Source organism: Stenotrophomonas sp. Marseille-Q5258, from assembly GCF_946900935.1.
Taxonomy (GTDB): Bacteria; Pseudomonadota; Gammaproteobacteria; order Xanthomonadales; family Xanthomonadaceae; genus Stenotrophomonas; species Stenotrophomonas nematodicola.
Map to the genome: position 1 here is coordinate 59,628 of NZ_CAMPPN010000017.1, position 16,124 is coordinate 75,751.

The following is a 16,124-nucleotide window of genomic DNA, read 5'->3' on the forward strand; positions in this document are numbered from 1 at the left end:
GCCGGGATGATGAACGGCATCGCCAGCAACCCCGTGTTCAGCTAGCTGACCCGCCGGTCAGCCTGTCTGCCGATACGCCGCCAGCGCCGCGTCGCGCCCGGTGGACAGATCGACCATCGGCACGGGCGGATAGCCCGGCGCGAGCGCGGCCAGCTCGGTCGGGAACTGCCACGGCGCAAAGCGCGCCTTCACCGGCAGCGCAGCCAGCTCGGGTACCCAACGGGTGATGTAGCGCGCCTGCGGATCGAACTTCTGCGCCTGCGTCACCGGGTTGAAAATGCGGAAGTACGGCGCGGCATCGGCCCCGGTACCGGCCACCCATTGCCACCCCATCGTGTTGTTGGCCAGATCGGCATCCACCAGCGTGTCCCAGAACCAGCGCGCGCCGTGCGACCAGTGGGCGCGCAGATGCTTGCACAGGTAGCTGGCCACGATCATGCGCACGCGGTTGTGCATGTAGCCGGTCTGCCACAGCTCACGCAGGCCGGCATCGACGATCGGCACGCCGGTGCGGCCGCGTTGCCAGTCGTGCAGCTGCGTGGCGCTGGGCGTGGCCCAGGCAAAGCGGTCGAAACGCGGGTTGAGGTTGTCGGTGGGCGTCTTCGGGAAGTGATGCAGAAGGTGGTAGGAAAAGTCGCGCCAGCCGAGCTGGCGCAGATAGCCGTCGATGTCGGCGTCGGTCGCGGCGCTGCGCAGGCCTTCCAGCGCATGCGCGATCCGCCAGGGCGCGATTTCACCAAAGTGCAGGTGCGGCGACAGCCGCGATGTACCGACCCGGTCCGGCAGGTCGCGCTGCTCGCGGTAGCCGCGCAGTGCCCCTTCCACGAACACCGACAGCGCCTCCTCGGCACCGGCCTCGCCAGGCTGCCAGTGCGTCCAGAAGCCGGCATCCCAGTCCAGCGTGGGCGCCAACTGCAGCGCGTCCAACGCCAGGCTGTCCACCGGATGCCCCACCAGCGCGCGCGGCGCCGGCTGCGGTGCGGGCAGCCTCCAGTGGCTGAGCACGTTGCGCCAGTATGGGGTGAACACCTTGTACGGCTGCCCCTGCTGAGTGGCCACGTCCCAGGGTTCGAACAACAGGCTGCCATTGCAGCTCTGCGCCTCGATGCCCTGCTCGCGCAGCGTGCGTTTGATGGCCGCATCGCGCGGCTGCGTGGCCGGTTCGTACTTGCGGTTCCAGTACACCGCTTCGGCGCCGGTCTGCGCGATCAGGGCCTGCAGGGTCGGCAGGCTGTCGCCGGCGCGCAGCACCAGCGACGTGCCACGTGCGCGCAGATCCGCGTCCAGTGCCGCCAGCGAGCGGTGCCGCCAGGCATCGGACGCCGCGCCCGGCGCCCAGTCGCCCTCCTCATGGGGGGCGTGGATGTACACCGGCACCACATCGTGGCCGGCATCGAGCGCGGCCTGCAATGCGGGGTTGTCCTGCAGTCGCAGGTCTCGACGGAACCACAGCAGCGCTACCGACACGCGCATCGCCTCACTTCTGGACAGCGGCCATGATAGCCATCTGCGGTGAAGGCAGCGCGTGCGCACCGCCATGCGAGGCTGCACGCGTGCCGTTCGCGCGCCGCAGCGTGGTGCAGTCAGCGGATCCGCCGCTGCAACAGGTAATAGACCAGGTTGCCGACACCGGTCGCGCCCAGCAGCAGACCGATCGCACCAGGGGTGACCTCGGTGATGCCGAGCACGTCGATCAGACCCAGGGCGAGCGCGAGCAGCAGCAGCACGCAGCCCCAGTGCAGCGAGGCCAGCCGGCGCTTGTTCGCATCGCCTTCCAGCAGGGAGCGCACAAGCTCCTCCGAGCCTCGCGCCTCGATGATGCGGCGGCGGGTGGCGGCATCGACGATGGTTTTGATGGTGTACACGATGCACACAATCAGAAGCATCGGAAGAATGAGGTTGAAATCCATGAGGTGGCTGCTCCGTTCGGGTTTGGGGTGTGCAAGGAGATACGGCCGGCGGGCCGTCGGTTGCAGCCGATCCATTGCAACCGATCGCCCCGCCGACGTATCTCTAGCGTCATGCCCACTTCCCTGGCCACCGACGAAACGATCCTGCAGGCCGACCGCGCCCTGGTCGAGGCTGTGCTGGCCGGTCGGCGCGGCGCGTTCGAACAGCTGGTGACGGCCTACCAGGGTCTGTGCTGGCATATCGTCGAGCGCATGGTGCGACACCCCGACGATACGCGCGAGCTGTGCCAGGAGGTGTTCCTGCGTGTGCACCGGTCCCTGCACCAGTACCGCGGCGACAGCGCGCTGAAGTCCTGGGTGGCGCAGGTGGCGTACTCGGTCGCCCGCCGCCATCTGGAGCGTCGCCGCATCCCCATCGCCGACGTCCACGACGACGAGGACGGCCAGTGGCGGGTCGAACAGGTGAGCGATGGCGTGGACGTGGAAGCGATGGCGTCGCAGGATGAAGTGCATGCCCTGCTGCATGCGGCGATCGATGCGCTGCCGCCCCTGCAGCGCACCGTACTGACGCTCTATCATCTGGAGGAGCTGTCCATCGCCGAGATCGCCCACCTGACCGATCTGGCCGAAGGCACCATCAAGAGCCACCTGTTCCGCAGCCGCGCGCGCCTGCGCACCCTGCTTCACTCGCACCTGGGGGAACCCGCATGAGCACCGATCCACGCACGCGCGCCGAGGATGCGCACTGGCAGGCACAGGAATGCGGCCGGCGGGCAGCGATGGCGCCTCCCGCGGCACCGATGGATGCGGACAGCCGCGATTACCTGCAGATCGCCCAGGCGCTGCGCACTCTGCCGCGCAGCGCGCCGCCAGCGGATTTCGCCACCACGGTCGCCCGCCAGATCACCCCGCGCAGGAGCGTCGGTCTGGAACGCTGGTTGCTGCCACCGCTGTTCGTCGCACTGGCTGTCACCCTCTCTGCCGCCGCCGCCGCGCATGCCCGGACCTGGTGGCAGGCGATCGAACATGCCCTGACGCGCGACGGCGGCCACTGGCTGCTGGCCTGCGCCCTGTGCGCACTGGCCACCTGGGCCATCCGGCCCCTGCTGCGGTATGCGCTGCACCATGCCGGTGCGATCCCCCGGGCGCCCGGCCGCGCACGCCTCCGCTAGCGTGCGGCACCCCGGCATGTGCTGGAATCGCCGGGGTCCACCAGCAGAAGGACCGTTGTCCAGCGCCTGCCCAGATCCGGGAGACCCATGATCCTTCCCGTTACGGCCACTGCGCTGCGCGCACTGCACCATGACGCCCGCCAGCACCCGTTCGATCCGGGCAGCGCCCTCGCCCCGCCGGAGGTGCTGCATCTGCTCGCCGGGCTCGCGGCCTGCATCGAGCCGGCATTCGTGCCAGCCGCCTGGCTGATACTCGATGACGGCCAGCCGGTTGGTCTGTGCTCGGCCATGCGCATCCCCATCGATGGCGACCTGAACATCGGCTACGGCATCGCGCCGGATCGCCAGGGGCGCGGCATCACCACCCGGGCCATCGGCGAGCTGGTGCGCTGGTGCGCACGCGACGGACGCCTGCGAAAGCTCACCGCCGAAACCGCGGTGGACAACATCGCCTCCCAGCGGGTGCTGGCGCGCAACGGGTTCCTGCAGGTCGGCCACGGCATGGATGCCGATGCCGGGCCCGTCCTGTGCTGGGCACTGGAGCTGCCGTAACCAGCGCTTCCCGGCTGCCGGCCCACCCGGCAGCCGCATCGATCAGGCCGCGGGTGCGGTCACGCACAGCGCGCCGTTGCGCGCTTCCAGGCGACCGTGGTCGAGCAGTACCTGCACCTGTGCGGCGATGCGCTCGCGCAGCGGCTGGCTGATTGCCTGGAAACCCAGCCGCCGCGCCACCGGCACGGCCACTTCATCGGCGCCCGCGCCGTGCGCGCCTTCGATCACCTCCAGCAGCGCCTGGCGGATCTCCTGGGGCGGCAGCATCTCCGGGCGGCGCAGCGAGCGCGAGGTGGCGGTCATGCGGTTGCGCACCACCACGGGACTGCCGTCGCGGAGATAGCAGCCGTCTTCAACCGCAAGCGTGCCGCCGCGACCGGCATGCGCCAATGCCGCCTGGACCGCAGCCTGGATGCGTGAACCGGCGCGCTGCAGGTTCCACAGGTCGCGCACGCGCGCGATGATCTCGTCTTCGTGGATCGGACCTTCGATCTCCACGATGCGCTCGACGGTGGCGGCCATGCTGCCCAGCGGCACATCGTGCGGGGCCAGCGCGGCGTGTGCCGGCGCGAAATCCGCCTGCACGTAGGCCACCGCGCCGCCGTCGTCGGCGCCGCCGTACAGCGTCCCCCCGTCGATCCGGCGCTGCACCGCAGGCACCGGCACCGCCGCCTCGATCTCGGTCGGTGCGCGGGTGGACACGCCTCCTGCCTGCCGTTGGCGTGCGTCGGCCAGCGCGGCGAGCAGGCGCTGCAGCTCCGCCTCGGGGCGCTGGAACCAGTCGGTGCTCCAGATCCGGTGGATGTTCCAGCCGTGGTTTTCCAGGATTTCCTGGCGCAGCCGGTCGCGGTCGCGCGCCGACGGGGCGGCGTGGTAAGCCGCGCCATCGCATTCGATGCCCAGCAGATAGCGGCCCGCCGCATCCGGATCGACCACCGCCAGATCGATGAAGAAGCCCGCCACACCGACCTGGTTGTCCACCTGGAAGCCCTGCGCGGCCAGCGCCTCCTGCACCGCCGCCTCGAAGGGCGAGTCAACACCGCGACCGGTGGGCTGGGCCACGCCCAGGTCGCCCTTCTCGGCATACTGCAGGAACGCTTTCAGCGCGACGACGCCAAGGCGGGTGCGCTCATCCACGCGGATGTCGTCGGCGGTGATGCTGCTGAACACTTCGCAGCGCTGGCGTGCACGGGTAATCAGCACGTTGAGGCGGCGATGGCCGCCATCGGCGTTCAGAGGACCGAAGCCCTGGTAGAGCTTGCCATCGCCCTTGGCGCGACCGTAGCCGATCGAAATCAGGATGACATCGCGCTCGTCGCCCTGGATGTTCTCCAGGTTCTTGACGAAGAACGGCTCATGCGGATGGCGGCCGATGAACGCTTCCAGCTCGGGGTGCTGCCGACGCGCCAGTTCCAGCGCGTCGCTGATCGCCTGGCGCTGGCGGACCGACATCGCCCCCACGCCCAGCGTCAACTGCGGGCTGTGCCGCGCGTGGTCGACCACGGCCTCGGCGATGGCGGCCGCTTCGACATCGTTCCTGTAGGTGTTGCCACGGTCGAAGCGACCTTCCGGCAGGTAGCGAAGGCGCAGGCCGGACTGGCTGCGCTCACGGTCCGGGCTCGGCACGATGAACAGCTTGCCCTCGTAGAAGGTCTTGTTGGACACCGCGATCAGCGATTCGTGGCGGCTGCGGTAGTGCCACTGCAGCATGCGCTGGGGCAGCCCCTTGGCCGCGCACAGCGACAGCACGCTTTCCAGGTCCCTGGCCTGTGCGCCCTCTTCCTCGACCGGGTCGTCTTCGGCGCCGCCCAGGCGGGCGAAGAACGAGGTGGGCGGCAGCTGTTTGTCGTCGCCCACGACCACGATCTGGCGGCAGCGCGCGATCGCCCCGAGCGCATCCACCGGCTCGACCTGGCTGGCTTCGTCGATCACCAGCAGATCGAAGTCGATGGCGCCGGGCTCCAGGAACTGCGCGACCGACAGCGGGCTCATCATGAATACCGGTTTGATCGTCTGGATCGGCGAGGCGCACAGACGGAACAGGCGACGCAGGGCCATGTGGTTGCGCTTGCGGGCGATTTCGCTGCGCAGCGTCCCCAGGGCGCCAATGCCGTCCACGCCACCACGTGGCAGGCCGGCATGGTGGGCCTCGGCCGCCTCGACCTGGGCCAGGCGCAGGCGCGTGCGGTCCCACTGGCGGAACTGGGCCACCAGTGTCTCGTGCTGCCGCCCGTCGAACGCCGCCAATGCCGGGTCAGCCGTGGTGGCCAGCGTCAGCATCGCCAGGTGGAACGCACAGTGATACAGCGCCTCGGCCTGGTCCGGCGTATGCCCCTCCACAACGGCCAGCGCCAGCGGCGCCTGCAGGCCCAGCGCATCCGCGCGGCGGGCCGCTTCGGCATAGGCCAGCCAGGCCAGCAAGCCGTCCACATCCACTGCCCAGGCAGCGGACCGGCGCTGCAGGTGGTCCAGCGCCGCCTGCTCCAGGCAAGGCGCCGCCACGGCCTGGACCGTATCGACCTGCAACCGCGTGGCAAACATCTCCCACTGCATCGCAACCGCCGACAACGCCGCGCGTGCCCGCGCGGTCGCCGTGGCCAGGCCCTGCCGGTCCTGCAGCACCGCGGCCAGCTCACGCGTGTCCAACCCACCCAGCGGGGGCGACTGCTGCACCCAGCCGAGAATCGACTCGGCCAGGGCCCAGTCCGTGGCGGCACCCTGCCAGACAGAGCCGAACGCCGCCGTGGCGGTGGGCGCGATCGCGGTCAGCGCGGCCTCCGCGCCTCGCGCGGTGATCAGATCATCCAGCAGCGCAAGGCGCGCGGCCGTGCCGTTGGGCAGCGGGCCCTTCATCACGCTGCGCAGCTGGGCGATGGCCTGGCGGTAGCTGCCGTTGAAGATCCGCAGCAGGCGGTCGCCGTGCGCGGCGATCGCCAACCGCTGCGGAACCCAGTCCGCAGACCACGCCATGTCGATGACCTGATCGACGCGGGCGGCGCGCATGCGTGTGAGTACCTGCCCCTGCTGCAGCGCGTCGCGCAGCGAGCCCAGCCCCGCCGTCCACACACCCGAGGCGATGGTGCTGCGGTCGAAAGCCGGCGCGGCCGCCAGCATGTCAGCCACCTGGCATTGCTGCTCCAGCGCGCGCAGGTCTGCGGCAGCCGGCACACCCAGCGCCGCCCCCAACCCGTCGGCAGCGTCCACCGCAGCCTGGACGGCCGCCGCCAGCGGCGCGTTGGCGGCCACCATATCCTCCGCCTGGGTGCGCAGCACCGGGCCGTGCGCGACGCCCCGCCACACATGCGCCTGCGGATTCCCCACCCGCGGCAGCACCGCGCAGACCTCGCGCAGCACTGCACTGCGCTGGTCCAGATCGGCCCGCGACCATGCGCCGGCATCGTCGATCCGGTACGGCGGCCGACCCGCGCGGGGCAGGCCACGGATCAACTCGCCCAGAATGCGGAACGGCGTCATCCCGGCCTTTCCGACCGGAGCGTGCATGCGCATGGCGTGATCGTTGAGCTGGTCGCGCAGCGCATCCAGCCGCGCCACGCCCCCTGCCACGTCCGTCGCTTCCGGCCGGCCGATCTGCAGCGTGCGGCCGAGTTCTTCCAGCACGCTGCGCTTGTTGGCCTTGTTGCTGTGCAGCTCCAGGCACAGCGGCCCCAACCCGACGTTCTCGAGGCGGCGCTTGACCACCTCCAGCGCGGCCATCTTTTCCGAGACGAACAACACCTTGCGCCCATCACCGACCGCAGTGGCGATCAGGTTGGCGATGGTCTGCGACTTGCCGGTGCCCGGCGGCCCCTGGATGACCAGGTCCTGGCCGCGACGCACGGCTTCGATGGCCAGCGCCTGCGAGCTGTCGCAATCCATGACGTGCTTGAGATCGGCTGCGGGAATCAGCGCATCCAGGAACCCGGGGCCTTCGGCCGGCAGGTCGCTGTCACAGCTGTCGAACCCCTCGCCGAGCAGGCCGCGGACCAGCCGGTTCTGATCGATCGGGTTGCCGGCCGGCCATTTTTCCGGGTCCAGGTCGAGAAACATCAGCAGTTTGGAAAACGAGAAGAAGCCGAGCTGCAGTGCGTTGTCCAGCACACTCCAGCCGGGCTGGGCGGCAACGCAGGCGCGCACCGCATCGAAGTACGCCGCCAGGTCGAACGTATCGGCGTCGGGGAACGGTGGCAGCACGATGCCGAAATCCACCCGGAGCTTCTCGCGCAACGACAGGTTCTCCTGCGGGTCCTCTTCGGCCCAGCGCAGGGCGAAGCGATCGCGCGCGCTCTTGCGCTCCAGCACCACCGGCAGCAGCACCAGCGGCGCGTGGCGGACCTCGTCGGCGGCCGCGGACGGCTCACGGAAGGCCAGTTGCCCCAAGGCGAGGTACAGCACGTTGACGCCCTGCTCTTCGAGCATGGTGCGGTACTCGTAGTACATGTCCAGCAGGCGCTTCTGCAGGTGTTCGGACTTGAGCCGGGTCTGCAGGCGCGAGTCGGTATGGTGCGCGGCCAGCGTGGCGGGGTCGGCCGGCTCGTCGCCGGGCTGCGGCAGTGCGGGCAGGTCCGCTTCCACGGCTGATTCCGTTTCGGCGATGCCCTCCACGTCGGCATCGCCGCCCACCGCCGCGAAGGTCATGGCCTTGCGATCGAGCAGCGTCTGCAGCGTCGGCACGGCGCGCTCGTCGTGAAACACCAGCGAGCGGCTGGAGGGCTTCTTCGGCAGGTTCAGCAGCCGGTTGCGATAGGTAAGATCAAGCAGCACGCGACGTTGCGCCTGCAGCGTATCCCTGATGCTCATCGCCGATGTTCCTCTGATGATCCGGCCGGCCAGCACCACACCGGGGGGAACTGGGGCTGCACGGCGTACTGGTCCGGTGGTCCACGCGGGACCCTGACCGGGAATGATGCCATGTGCCGGACGCGGACGCTTGACCTCAACTTACATTGAGGTTCTATGGTGACGCCTCCTTTCTGGAGCCGTACCGATGACCTACACCCTCCCCACCCTGTCCTACGCCTACGAGGCGCTGGAACCGCACTTCGACGCGCGCACGATGGAGATCCACCACGCACGCCACCACCAGACCTACATCAACAACCTCAACGCGGCACTCGCCGATGCCGGTATCGACCAGACGCCGGTGGAAACGCTGATCGCCGATCTGGAGGCGCTGCCGGACGCGCTGCGCACTGCCGTGCGCAACAATGGCGGCGGCCACGCCAACCACAGCCTGTTCTGGACCGTGCTCAGCCCCAGCGGCGGCGGCGAGCCGCAAGGCCCGGTGGCCGAGGCGATCGCCCGTGACCTGGGGGGCTACGCGGCCTTCAAGGAGGCATTCACCAAGGCCGCTCAGACCCGCTTCGGCAGTGGCTGGGCGTGGCTCACCCTGATGCCCGATGGCACGCTGCGGGTGGAAAGCAGCGCCAACCAGGACAGCCCGCTGATGGGCGATGTCGCCGGGCTGTCGGGCGGCACGCCGATCCTGGGTCTGGATGTCTGGGAACATGCGTATTACCTGAACTACCAGAACCGTCGTCCCGACTACATCGCCGCGTTCTTCCAACTGATCGACTGGGCCGAAGTGACGCGCCGCTTCCACGCCGCGGGCGGACGCTGATGGACGCAGGTCCAGCGCTGGATCACGGCCGGGCAGGCGCGGACGTGCCCGCGCTGGACCTGCCCGGCGACGCCACCTTGACGGCTGCGGCACTGCGCCATGCCTTCGGCCAGTACCCCACCGGCGTGGCCGTGGTCACCACCCGCGCCGAAGACGGCGCACTGCGGGCGATGACCATCAATTCGTTCGCCTCGCTGTCGCTGGACCCGCCACTGATCATGTGGAGCCTGTGCGCGCACTCGCTGGACCTGCCGCTGTACCGGCCTGGCCAGCCGTTTGGAATCAGCATCCTGGCGGCCGGCCAGACCGCGATCGCCCGTCACTTTGCCGATGGTCGCCTCCGGCATACCCCCCTGCCGGACGCGATCACGCCGCATGCCAGTGGCATCGCGGTGGTCCGCGATGCGGTGGGGCATCTGCTGTGCACGGTGGAGCGGACGCTGCCCGGCGGCGACCACATGATGATCCTGGGCCGGGTCGCCCGCGTGGAGACGGCCCCAGGCGATACGCTTGCCTTCCATCGTGGGCGGTATGCCCATCTCAGGACGCCATAATGGACATCCAGGCGCTGCAACAGCTGCTGGACCGCGGCCGCGATGGCCCGCTGCTGCGCTTCAGCCTCGGCAAGGGCCTGCTCGACGCAGGCGATCCGGCCCTGGCCACCACGCACCTGGCGCAGTGCGTGGCCCAGGACCCGGACTACTCGGCCGGCTGGAAGCTGCTGGGCAAAGCCTGCCTGGCGGCTGGCGACGCGGCGGCCGCCGCCCAGGCATGGCGACGCGGCATCGCGGTGGCCACGCACAATGGCGACAGGCAGGCGGAGAAGGAGATGACCGTGTTCCTGCGACGCGCGCTGAAAGCCCGTGCAACGCAGGCATGAGGCTGCGCCTGCGTCATCCGGACAGGCCCTTGCTGAGTGGCGTCATGACGCCGGACACACATACTGCGTTGTCCCGCCCAGCCCGCACAGCCGCATCTCCCGGATCGCCGTCCCCCCCCGTGCGTCCAGAGACGCAGGCTCAGTCACCCTTGCGGCGCTGCTGCTGCAGATCGAAACGCTGCATGGACGCGCGGATCAGGGCCCGGGCCTCGGCCGCCGTGCCCCAGCCGGTGAGCTGCACCGGGTTGCGTCCCGCGGGCAGATCTTTATAGACGCGGAAAAACGCCTCGATGCGCTGGCGCTCGATCAGCGGCAGATCCTCGAGGTCACGGATGCCGGCGTAGGTGGGGTCGAGTTTGTCGGTCGGAACGCCGATCACCTTCTCGTCCTGCTCGCCGTTGTCCACCATCTTCAGGTAGCCGATCGGGCGGAACCGCACAATCACCCCCGGATGCAACGGCTCCCGGGTCAACACCAACGCGTCGAGGGGGTCGTTGTCGCCGGCCAGGGTGCGCGGCATCGAGCCGTAGTTGGCCGGGTACGCCACCGGCATCGACTGGAAGCGGTCCACGTGCACCAGCCCGTCCTCCTTGATTTCGTACTTGGTGAAACTGCCGGCCGGAATCTCCACGGCCAGGTTCGCTTCCTCGGGAGCTTCCTTCGGCTGCGCGGCCAGGAACGGGTGCAGCACCGCGTTGGTGGCGGTGCCGGCACCGGCCAGCAGCAACAGGAACGTGGCGATCACCATCCGGGACGCCGTGCGGTGCATGTCCATCCTTCTCTCCAGCGATGGCCGGGCAGCTCGCAGCCGCCCGGCATACAGGTCATTCCCAGCAACGGTCCGCGCGGCCCTTCAAGGTCTGTGTGCGGGTGCAGTCGCGGGGTGCGATTCGGCCATCGGTCAGTTCAACCTTCTGTTTGACGCCATCGGCGCGGCGCGTCAACTCGAACCCGTCGTACAGCCGCCCGGTGACCGTGCGCGCCTCGTAGCGCAGGTGCTGGGGATCGATCTTCAGCACCTGGAACAACTGGGTGTCCTCACCCACCGGCGCCATAGTGGCACGGGCCTGCGCCGACAACCGGTACTGCTTCGGGCCTGCCACGGTGACCACGAACTGCGGCGTGGCGGCGTCGCCTTCGCCGCGACGCCCGTAGGTGTGGTCGTGGCCCTGCAGCACCAGATCGACGCGGTGGCGGCGCACCACCGGGAGCAGCACGTCGCGCAGCTCGGCGTTCTCGCGCCCTTCGCGTGGGGAGTAGAACGGCTGGTGCAGCAGCACGATGCTCCACGGGTGCGGGTTGTCGGCCAACACCTTGTCCAGCCACGCCGCCTGTGCGGCGGCGCTGCCCAGATCCAGCGCCGAGGTGCCGTCGAGCACCGCGATGCGCACGCCCTGGTAGTCGAACCAGTAGGTACTGGTGTCGGCAGCGGCCACGCCATTGCGCGGCAGCGCGAAAGTGACCGGCCAATGCCTGCCGAGCACGCGGCGCTCCTGCGGGGTGTCCTCGAACTCCTCGACGTACTCGTGGTTGCCGATCGCCGGCGCCACGGCCGTTTCCTGCGGCAGCCAGCCGGCAGCGGCGAACCATTCACCCCATTCGCTGTCGTCCTGGCCGTCGCCGCCGCTGACCAGGTCACCGGCGAACAGGCTCAGGCGGGCGTCCGGCGCGGCTTTCAGCCCGGCACGCAGCACCCGCGAAACATGGCTGAGGTTCTTGTTCTGGGTGTCGCCGAAGTACAGCAGCGTCAGCGGTTGCTGCGCGGTGCCGGCGGTGCGCAGCTGGTTCCAGGCACTCCAGGTCCCCTGCCCCTGCACCCGCCACAGATACAGCGTGTCCGGTGCAAGGCCGCTCATGTCGGCGCGGTGGTAGTGGGCGGGACCGTTCTCGGTGTCCAGCGCGCGGGTGGCAGCGACCACGCGGACAGGCGTGCCGACGTCCGGCGAATCGCCCGCCAGCACCCACTCCAGCACCGGCGCATTGACCGTCGTATCGGTCCGCCACGACACGCCGACGCCGCGCGCGGCGTCCTGCGCCGGCGAGGCCACGATACGGTCAGGGAAGCCGGTCGCCGCGTAGTGGCGATTGCCGACCGGTACCTGGGTGTTCGGTTCGGCGGTGCTGTCGGCCTGTTTCGCGACTACCGGGCCGGCCAGCAGCAGAGACAACGCCAGCGCGGCAGCACCGAGGCAGCCGCGGGTCATGGCGCGCACTCCAGCGGCAGCGACAACTGCCGGGCCACGCTGGCCCAGTCGAAGGCCACCACGCCCTGGTCGTCGTGCACGGCATACAGCACGCCGTCGGGGAAGCGCGGCGACGCATGCGGATCGAGCCAGATGCCATCGGTGTTGGCCACCGTATTGCCCTGGAAGGCACCCACATGCTTGAAGGTGCGGCGGTCGAACAGATGGAACACGCTGCGCTGCTTGCCCTGCTCGGTGGTGATCCACCAGCCGTCCTTGTCGCAGGTCCGCAGCATCACGCCCTCGGCCTGCGCCTTGAAGGCGTCGCGGCCGAAGGTGGTGCCGGTGAACCTGCCCGCCAATGTGTATACCTTGAACTCGCTGGCGTAGGTTTCATCCTCTTCGGCGATCAGCAGACGGTCATTGGCCGGGTCGCCCCAGATCGACTCGACCACGCGCAGCGCACCGGCCTCGCTGGTGTCGCCGATGCTCGAGACGAGCGTGCCCTGCGCCTTGTCGCCCTGAACCGTCATGGCGTAGCGGCGCACGCGCTTGTCCAGCTCGGCCAGCGGCGGCAGCACGTCGTTGCCTTGGGCATCCTCACCGGCATCGTAGGAATCGGTGACGTATACGTCGTAGCCGCCCTCGCGCTTGTTCACCCACAGGCCGTATGGCTTGCGCAGGTCGTCGGCGGCGAACACGCCCAGCGGGGCGAAGTCCGGCAGCCGCAGCACCTGCACGCGGTGGTTGTCGCGCTCCACGATCAGCACCAGGTCGTCGACCACCGCGATGCCATTGGGCCGCACGAACTGCCCCAAGCCGGTACCCGTACTGCCGACATCGCGCAGATGCGTGCCGGTCTGGCCGTCGTAGACCACCAGCTTGTCGGTGGCCTTGGCGGTGGCGATCAGCCAGCGCTGGCCGTCCGGCGTGGTCCAGCTGGCGGGCGAATCGATGTTGTCGGCCGGGGTCATGGGCGTGACGAAGGCTTCGGCAACTGTGGCGATGTTGCGTGCGGCATCGGCAGCGGCCGCCGGCGCCGACGCGGCGGGTGCGGGCTGCTGGCCGCAGGCGGTCAGCAATGCCAGGCCGAGCAGGCCAAGCGTGTGGGTCGTACGCATCACAGGGCCACCTTCAGGCCGAGCGCGTAGGTGCGCCCGTATTCTTCATTCTGCAGCGTCCGCGAGCGTACGCCCTGATAGAGCTCCAGCGGCTTGTCCAGCAGGTTCTGCGCTTCCAGATACAGGCTCACGTTCGCGGTGATCTTGTAGTCCAGGCTGAAGTCGAGCTGGGTGTTGGGCGCCACATGGATGTCGTAGGCGCGGCTGTCGCCGAGGGTATCCAGGTATTCGCTGCGGTAGACCGCCGCCACGCGGGTGCTGAAGCCCGCTTTCTCGTAGCCGACATGGGCGCTGTACACGTGCCTGGAGGCGCGCGGCAGCATGAAGTCGTCGCGCTCGCGGCCGGCCAGGCCGGGGTCGAAGTCGGTGTCCAGCCAGGTGCCACTGGCGCCCACCAGCAGGCCGTCCCAGCCGGACGGCAGGAAGGCGAGCTGCTGCTGCCAATTGAACTCGGCGCCGCGGACGGTGGCCTTGTCGCCGTTGATCACCCGGGTCACTTCATAGCCCGGGTAGGCCGGGTCGTTGTTGCTGAGCGTGCTGACGATGTAGCCGTCGATCGACTTGTGGAACAGCCCCAGCGATACGATGCCGGTGCTGCCGATGTACTTCTCCACCGACAGGTCCAGGTTCCTGGATTCGTACGGGTCCAGCTGCGGGTTGCCCAGTCGCACTTCCTCATCGCCCCGGTTCAGGCCCACGCGCGGGGCAATGTCGCCGAATGACGGGCGCGACACGGTCTTGTTGGCGGCCGCACGCAGCACCCAGTCGCTGCCGGCGTCGTAGCGCAGGTGCAGGCCAGGCAGCACGCTGGTGTAGCTGCGGCTGACGTTCAACGGGGTGACTGTGTAGCTGCGGCCATTGCTGGCCACGTCCACGCTGTTGCCGGTGGCCGCGAACCGGGTGTTCTCCACGCGCACGCCGCCGATGATGCGCAGCGCGCCGATATCCCAGGTGCCCATCGCATAGCTGGCGAAGATGTCTTCACTGGCGGTGTAGTCCTCTTCCAGCGAGGCCATCGCATTGCCGCCTGCGTCCTGCGGACGTGCGCTGTACTGACCGCCGGACTGCGCCCAGTAGCGACGCATCGCATCCGAACTCATGCCCTGGCCCAGGTTGCCGCCACGGTGATCGGGGGTGGCGGCGGTCCAGTCCGACAGCGCGATCTTCGGGCCGACGCGCAGCTCGCGCTCGTCCACGTTCACGTCACGGTCGCGCCAGCGGCCAAGCAGCCCGACCTTGTAGCTGGACGCATCACCGTCGAAACGCACGTTGATCTGCGCGCTGCGCTCCTGGTCGTTGACCTGCTTGGGTGACAGCACCACGCGGTCGAAGTCGTAGTTGGCGTTGCTGATCCAACCGGCATCGCTGAGCGTGTAGCGCGGAATGCCACTGTTCTGGTCCACGGTGGCGGTCAGGTCGTCGCCGTTGTACTTGAAGCGCGCTTCCATCTCGTCGTTGACGCGCTCTTCGGTGCGCGTGTAGCCGACCTTGTAGTCCACCACCGCGCCCGTCAGCCGGTTCTCGCCGCCGAGGCTGGCGGCGAAGGTGTTTTCCTTCTTGGTGCGGTAGCGCATGCGCTTCTGGATCGCATCGGCCGGGAGTTCGTCGATGGTGTACTGGTTGTTGCCGCGCGCGGTCACCTCGCCATCACCGAAATTGAAAAGGGTACGCTGGCGGGTCTCGGCATCGTCAAACTGGCTGTACAGCGTGCGCAGGTAGTAGCGGTTGTCGTCGTCGGGGCGCCAGTCGAAGTTGAGGTTGGCGCCGATGCGCTTGCGCTCGATCTCGTACTTGCGCTGCTGCAGGCTGTTGGCGAACAGATCGTCATCGGCGCCGCCGTCGAACGTGCCGTACTCGACCTCGGTGTTGTCCGACTCGAACGTGCGGTTCTGGTAGTTCACGCCCAGCGCGACGCCCAGGGTGTCGCCGAACACTTCGCTGTAGTTGATGGCCGCCTTGGGGCTGGTGTTGCCGGAGAGCTGCTGGTGGCTGGCTTCGACCTTGCCGCGCAGGCTGCGTCCTTCACGGTCGAAAGCCGACGCCGACTCGACCAGGATCGCGCCGCCGATGGCATCGCCGGGCATGTCCGGGGTGGGCGACTTGACCACGCGCAGGCGCTCGGTCGAGTCGGAGGGAATCACGTCCAGCGGCGCGGCGCGGCTGGAATCTTCCGGGGTGCCGATGGCGATGCCATCGACGCTGACGCTGTTCAGCGCCGCGTCCAGGCCACGGATGACCACGAAGCGCCCCTCGCCCTGGTCGCGAGTCACGCTCACGCCCGGCAGGCGCTGCAGCGACTCGGCCACATTCTTGTCCGGGTACACCCCCATCGCGTCGGAGGAGACGGCATCTTCGATGGCGTCGCTGCTGCGCTTGAGGTCGACCGCGCGGGTCTGCGACTCCAGCTGCGGCCGGACTTCAATGCGATCCAGATCGATCGCCTCGGCGCCGACGGCCGCGGTCGCGACTGCCGTATCGGCGGCGAAAGCGGACGGACTGGCCATGACCAGCAACGACAGGCTGATGGCCAGCCCCAACGGTGACTTCTTCTGCACAGCTATCCCCAACGGTGTAAAGATTGGGTCAGCACGGTATGTCCGGCAGGTTGCATGGGCATGACACCGGGGGCAGCGCGCACGTCCGGGCGCTGGTCGTTGGGCTTTGGGTGGGGTTGCGGCACACTAGGCGC

Annotated in this window: 13 protein-coding genes; 6 read left to right on the forward strand and 7 right to left on the reverse strand. The window is 69.0% G+C overall.

Annotated elements, in window-relative coordinates:
* Window positions 1-57: 57 nt before the first annotated feature.
* Window positions 58-1,467, reverse strand: coding sequence for a deoxyribodipyrimidine photo-lyase (locus OC534_RS12825; protein WP_026070779.1), 1,410 nt, complete (start codon window positions 1,465-1,467; stop codon window positions 58-60).
* Between the two features lie 116 nt (window positions 1,468-1,583).
* Window positions 1,584-1,910, reverse strand: a complete 327-nt coding sequence (locus OC534_RS12830) for a hypothetical protein (RefSeq protein WP_017356096.1) — start codon at window positions 1,908-1,910, stop codon at window positions 1,584-1,586.
* A 111-nt stretch (window positions 1,911-2,021) separates the two neighbouring features.
* Here OC534_RS12830 and OC534_RS12835 point away from each other — a divergent pair, with 111 nt between their 5' ends.
* The 3 genes from OC534_RS12835 to OC534_RS12845 all read left to right on the forward strand — a co-directional run bounded on the left by OC534_RS12835 (window position 2,022) and on the right by OC534_RS12845 (window position 3,634).
* Complete coding sequence (locus tag OC534_RS12835) at window positions 2,022-2,621, forward strand: sigma-70 family RNA polymerase sigma factor (RefSeq protein ID WP_153164255.1); 600 nt, start codon at window positions 2,022-2,024, stop codon at window positions 2,619-2,621.
* Window positions 2,618-3,082 carry a hypothetical protein gene (locus OC534_RS12840; RefSeq protein WP_153164256.1) on the forward strand — a complete coding sequence of 155 codons (465 nt, stop codon included), beginning with the start codon at window positions 2,618-2,620 and terminating at the stop codon, window positions 3,080-3,082. The genes OC534_RS12835 and OC534_RS12840 overlap by 4 nt, the downstream gene beginning before the upstream one ends.
* Before the next feature lie 87 nt (window positions 3,083-3,169).
* Complete coding sequence (locus OC534_RS12845; RefSeq protein WP_262071943.1) at window positions 3,170-3,634, forward strand: GNAT family protein; 465 nt, start codon at window positions 3,170-3,172, stop codon at window positions 3,632-3,634.
* Between the two features lie 42 nt (window positions 3,635-3,676).
* Here the strand turns inward: OC534_RS12845 and OC534_RS12850 are convergent, their stop codons facing one another.
* Entirely contained in the window at window positions 3,677-8,431 is a 4,755-nt protein-coding gene (locus OC534_RS12850; protein ID WP_262071944.1) for a DUF3320 domain-containing protein, read from the reverse strand.
* Between the two features lie 187 nt (window positions 8,432-8,618).
* Between OC534_RS12850 and OC534_RS12855 the strand changes: the two genes are divergently transcribed.
* Genes OC534_RS12855 through OC534_RS12865 form a run of 3 tightly spaced genes read left to right on the forward strand, consistent with a single transcriptional unit; the run spans window position 8,619 to window position 10,131 of the window.
* Window positions 8,619-9,251 (forward strand): superoxide dismutase, encoded by a 633-nt coding sequence (locus tag OC534_RS12855; RefSeq protein ID WP_017355785.1) that lies wholly within the window; start codon window positions 8,619-8,621, stop codon window positions 9,249-9,251.
* The gene (locus OC534_RS12860; RefSeq protein ID WP_136005884.1) at window positions 9,251-9,805 is read left to right on the forward strand and encodes a flavin reductase family protein; all 555 of its coding nucleotides are present in this window, start codon (window positions 9,251-9,253) and stop codon (window positions 9,803-9,805) included. The genes OC534_RS12855 and OC534_RS12860 overlap by 1 nt, the downstream gene beginning before the upstream one ends.
* Complete coding sequence (locus tag OC534_RS12865; RefSeq protein WP_017355787.1) at window positions 9,805-10,131, forward strand: tetratricopeptide repeat protein; 327 nt, start codon at window positions 9,805-9,807, stop codon at window positions 10,129-10,131. Before OC534_RS12860 ends, OC534_RS12865 begins: the two co-directional genes overlap by 1 nt.
* A 139-nt stretch (window positions 10,132-10,270) precedes the next feature.
* On the opposite strand, the gene OC534_RS12870 is transcribed toward OC534_RS12865, so the two are convergent.
* Genes OC534_RS12870 through OC534_RS12885 form a run of 4 tightly spaced genes read right to left on the reverse strand, consistent with a single transcriptional unit; the run spans window position 10,271 to window position 15,990 of the window.
* Complete coding sequence (locus tag OC534_RS12870) at window positions 10,271-10,906, reverse strand: inorganic diphosphatase (RefSeq protein WP_262071945.1); 636 nt, start codon at window positions 10,904-10,906, stop codon at window positions 10,271-10,273.
* A gap of 49 nt (window positions 10,907-10,955) precedes the next feature.
* A complete protein-coding gene (locus tag OC534_RS12875) occupies window positions 10,956-12,335 on the reverse strand; it encodes a metallophosphoesterase family protein (RefSeq protein WP_136005880.1) in 1,380 nt (459 codons plus the stop codon).
* On the reverse strand, window positions 12,332-13,435 hold the full coding sequence (locus OC534_RS12880; protein WP_262071946.1) for a phytase: 1,104 nt from the start codon (window positions 13,433-13,435) through the stop codon (window positions 12,332-12,334). The genes OC534_RS12875 and OC534_RS12880 overlap by 4 nt, the downstream gene beginning before the upstream one ends.
* Window positions 13,435-15,990, reverse strand: a complete 2,556-nt coding sequence (locus tag OC534_RS12885; RefSeq protein ID WP_017355791.1) for a TonB-dependent receptor — start codon at window positions 15,988-15,990, stop codon at window positions 13,435-13,437. The genes OC534_RS12880 and OC534_RS12885 overlap by 1 nt, the downstream gene beginning before the upstream one ends.
* Window positions 15,991-16,124: the final 134 nt, after the last annotated feature.

Coding starts and splice junctions, on each gene's coding strand:
- OC534_RS12860 (WP_136005884.1), top strand. CDS start 9,251: ATGGACGCAGGTCCAGCGCTGGATCACGGCCGGGCAGGCGCGGACGTG.
- OC534_RS12855 (WP_017355785.1), top strand. CDS start 8,619: ATGACCTACACCCTCCCCACCCTGTCCTACGCCTACGAGGCGCTGGAA.
- OC534_RS12840 (WP_153164256.1), top strand. CDS start 2,618: ATGAGCACCGATCCACGCACGCGCGCCGAGGATGCGCACTGGCAGGCA.
- OC534_RS12865 (WP_017355787.1), top strand. CDS start 9,805: ATGGACATCCAGGCGCTGCAACAGCTGCTGGACCGCGGCCGCGATGGC.
- OC534_RS12875 (WP_136005880.1), bottom strand. CDS start 12,335: ATGACCCGCGGCTGCCTCGGTGCTGCCGCGCTGGCGTTGTCTCTGCTG.
- OC534_RS12850 (WP_262071944.1), bottom strand. CDS start 8,431: ATGAGCATCAGGGATACGCTGCAGGCGCAACGTCGCGTGCTGCTTGAT.
- OC534_RS12830 (WP_017356096.1), bottom strand. CDS start 1,910: ATGGATTTCAACCTCATTCTTCCGATGCTTCTGATTGTGTGCATCGTG.
- OC534_RS12880 (WP_262071946.1), bottom strand. CDS start 13,435: ATGCGTACGACCCACACGCTTGGCCTGCTCGGCCTGGCATTGCTGACC.
- OC534_RS12845 (WP_262071943.1), top strand. CDS start 3,170: ATGATCCTTCCCGTTACGGCCACTGCGCTGCGCGCACTGCACCATGAC.
- OC534_RS12835 (WP_153164255.1), top strand. CDS start 2,022: ATGCCCACTTCCCTGGCCACCGACGAAACGATCCTGCAGGCCGACCGC.
- OC534_RS12870 (WP_262071945.1), bottom strand. CDS start 10,906: ATGGACATGCACCGCACGGCGTCCCGGATGGTGATCGCCACGTTCCTG.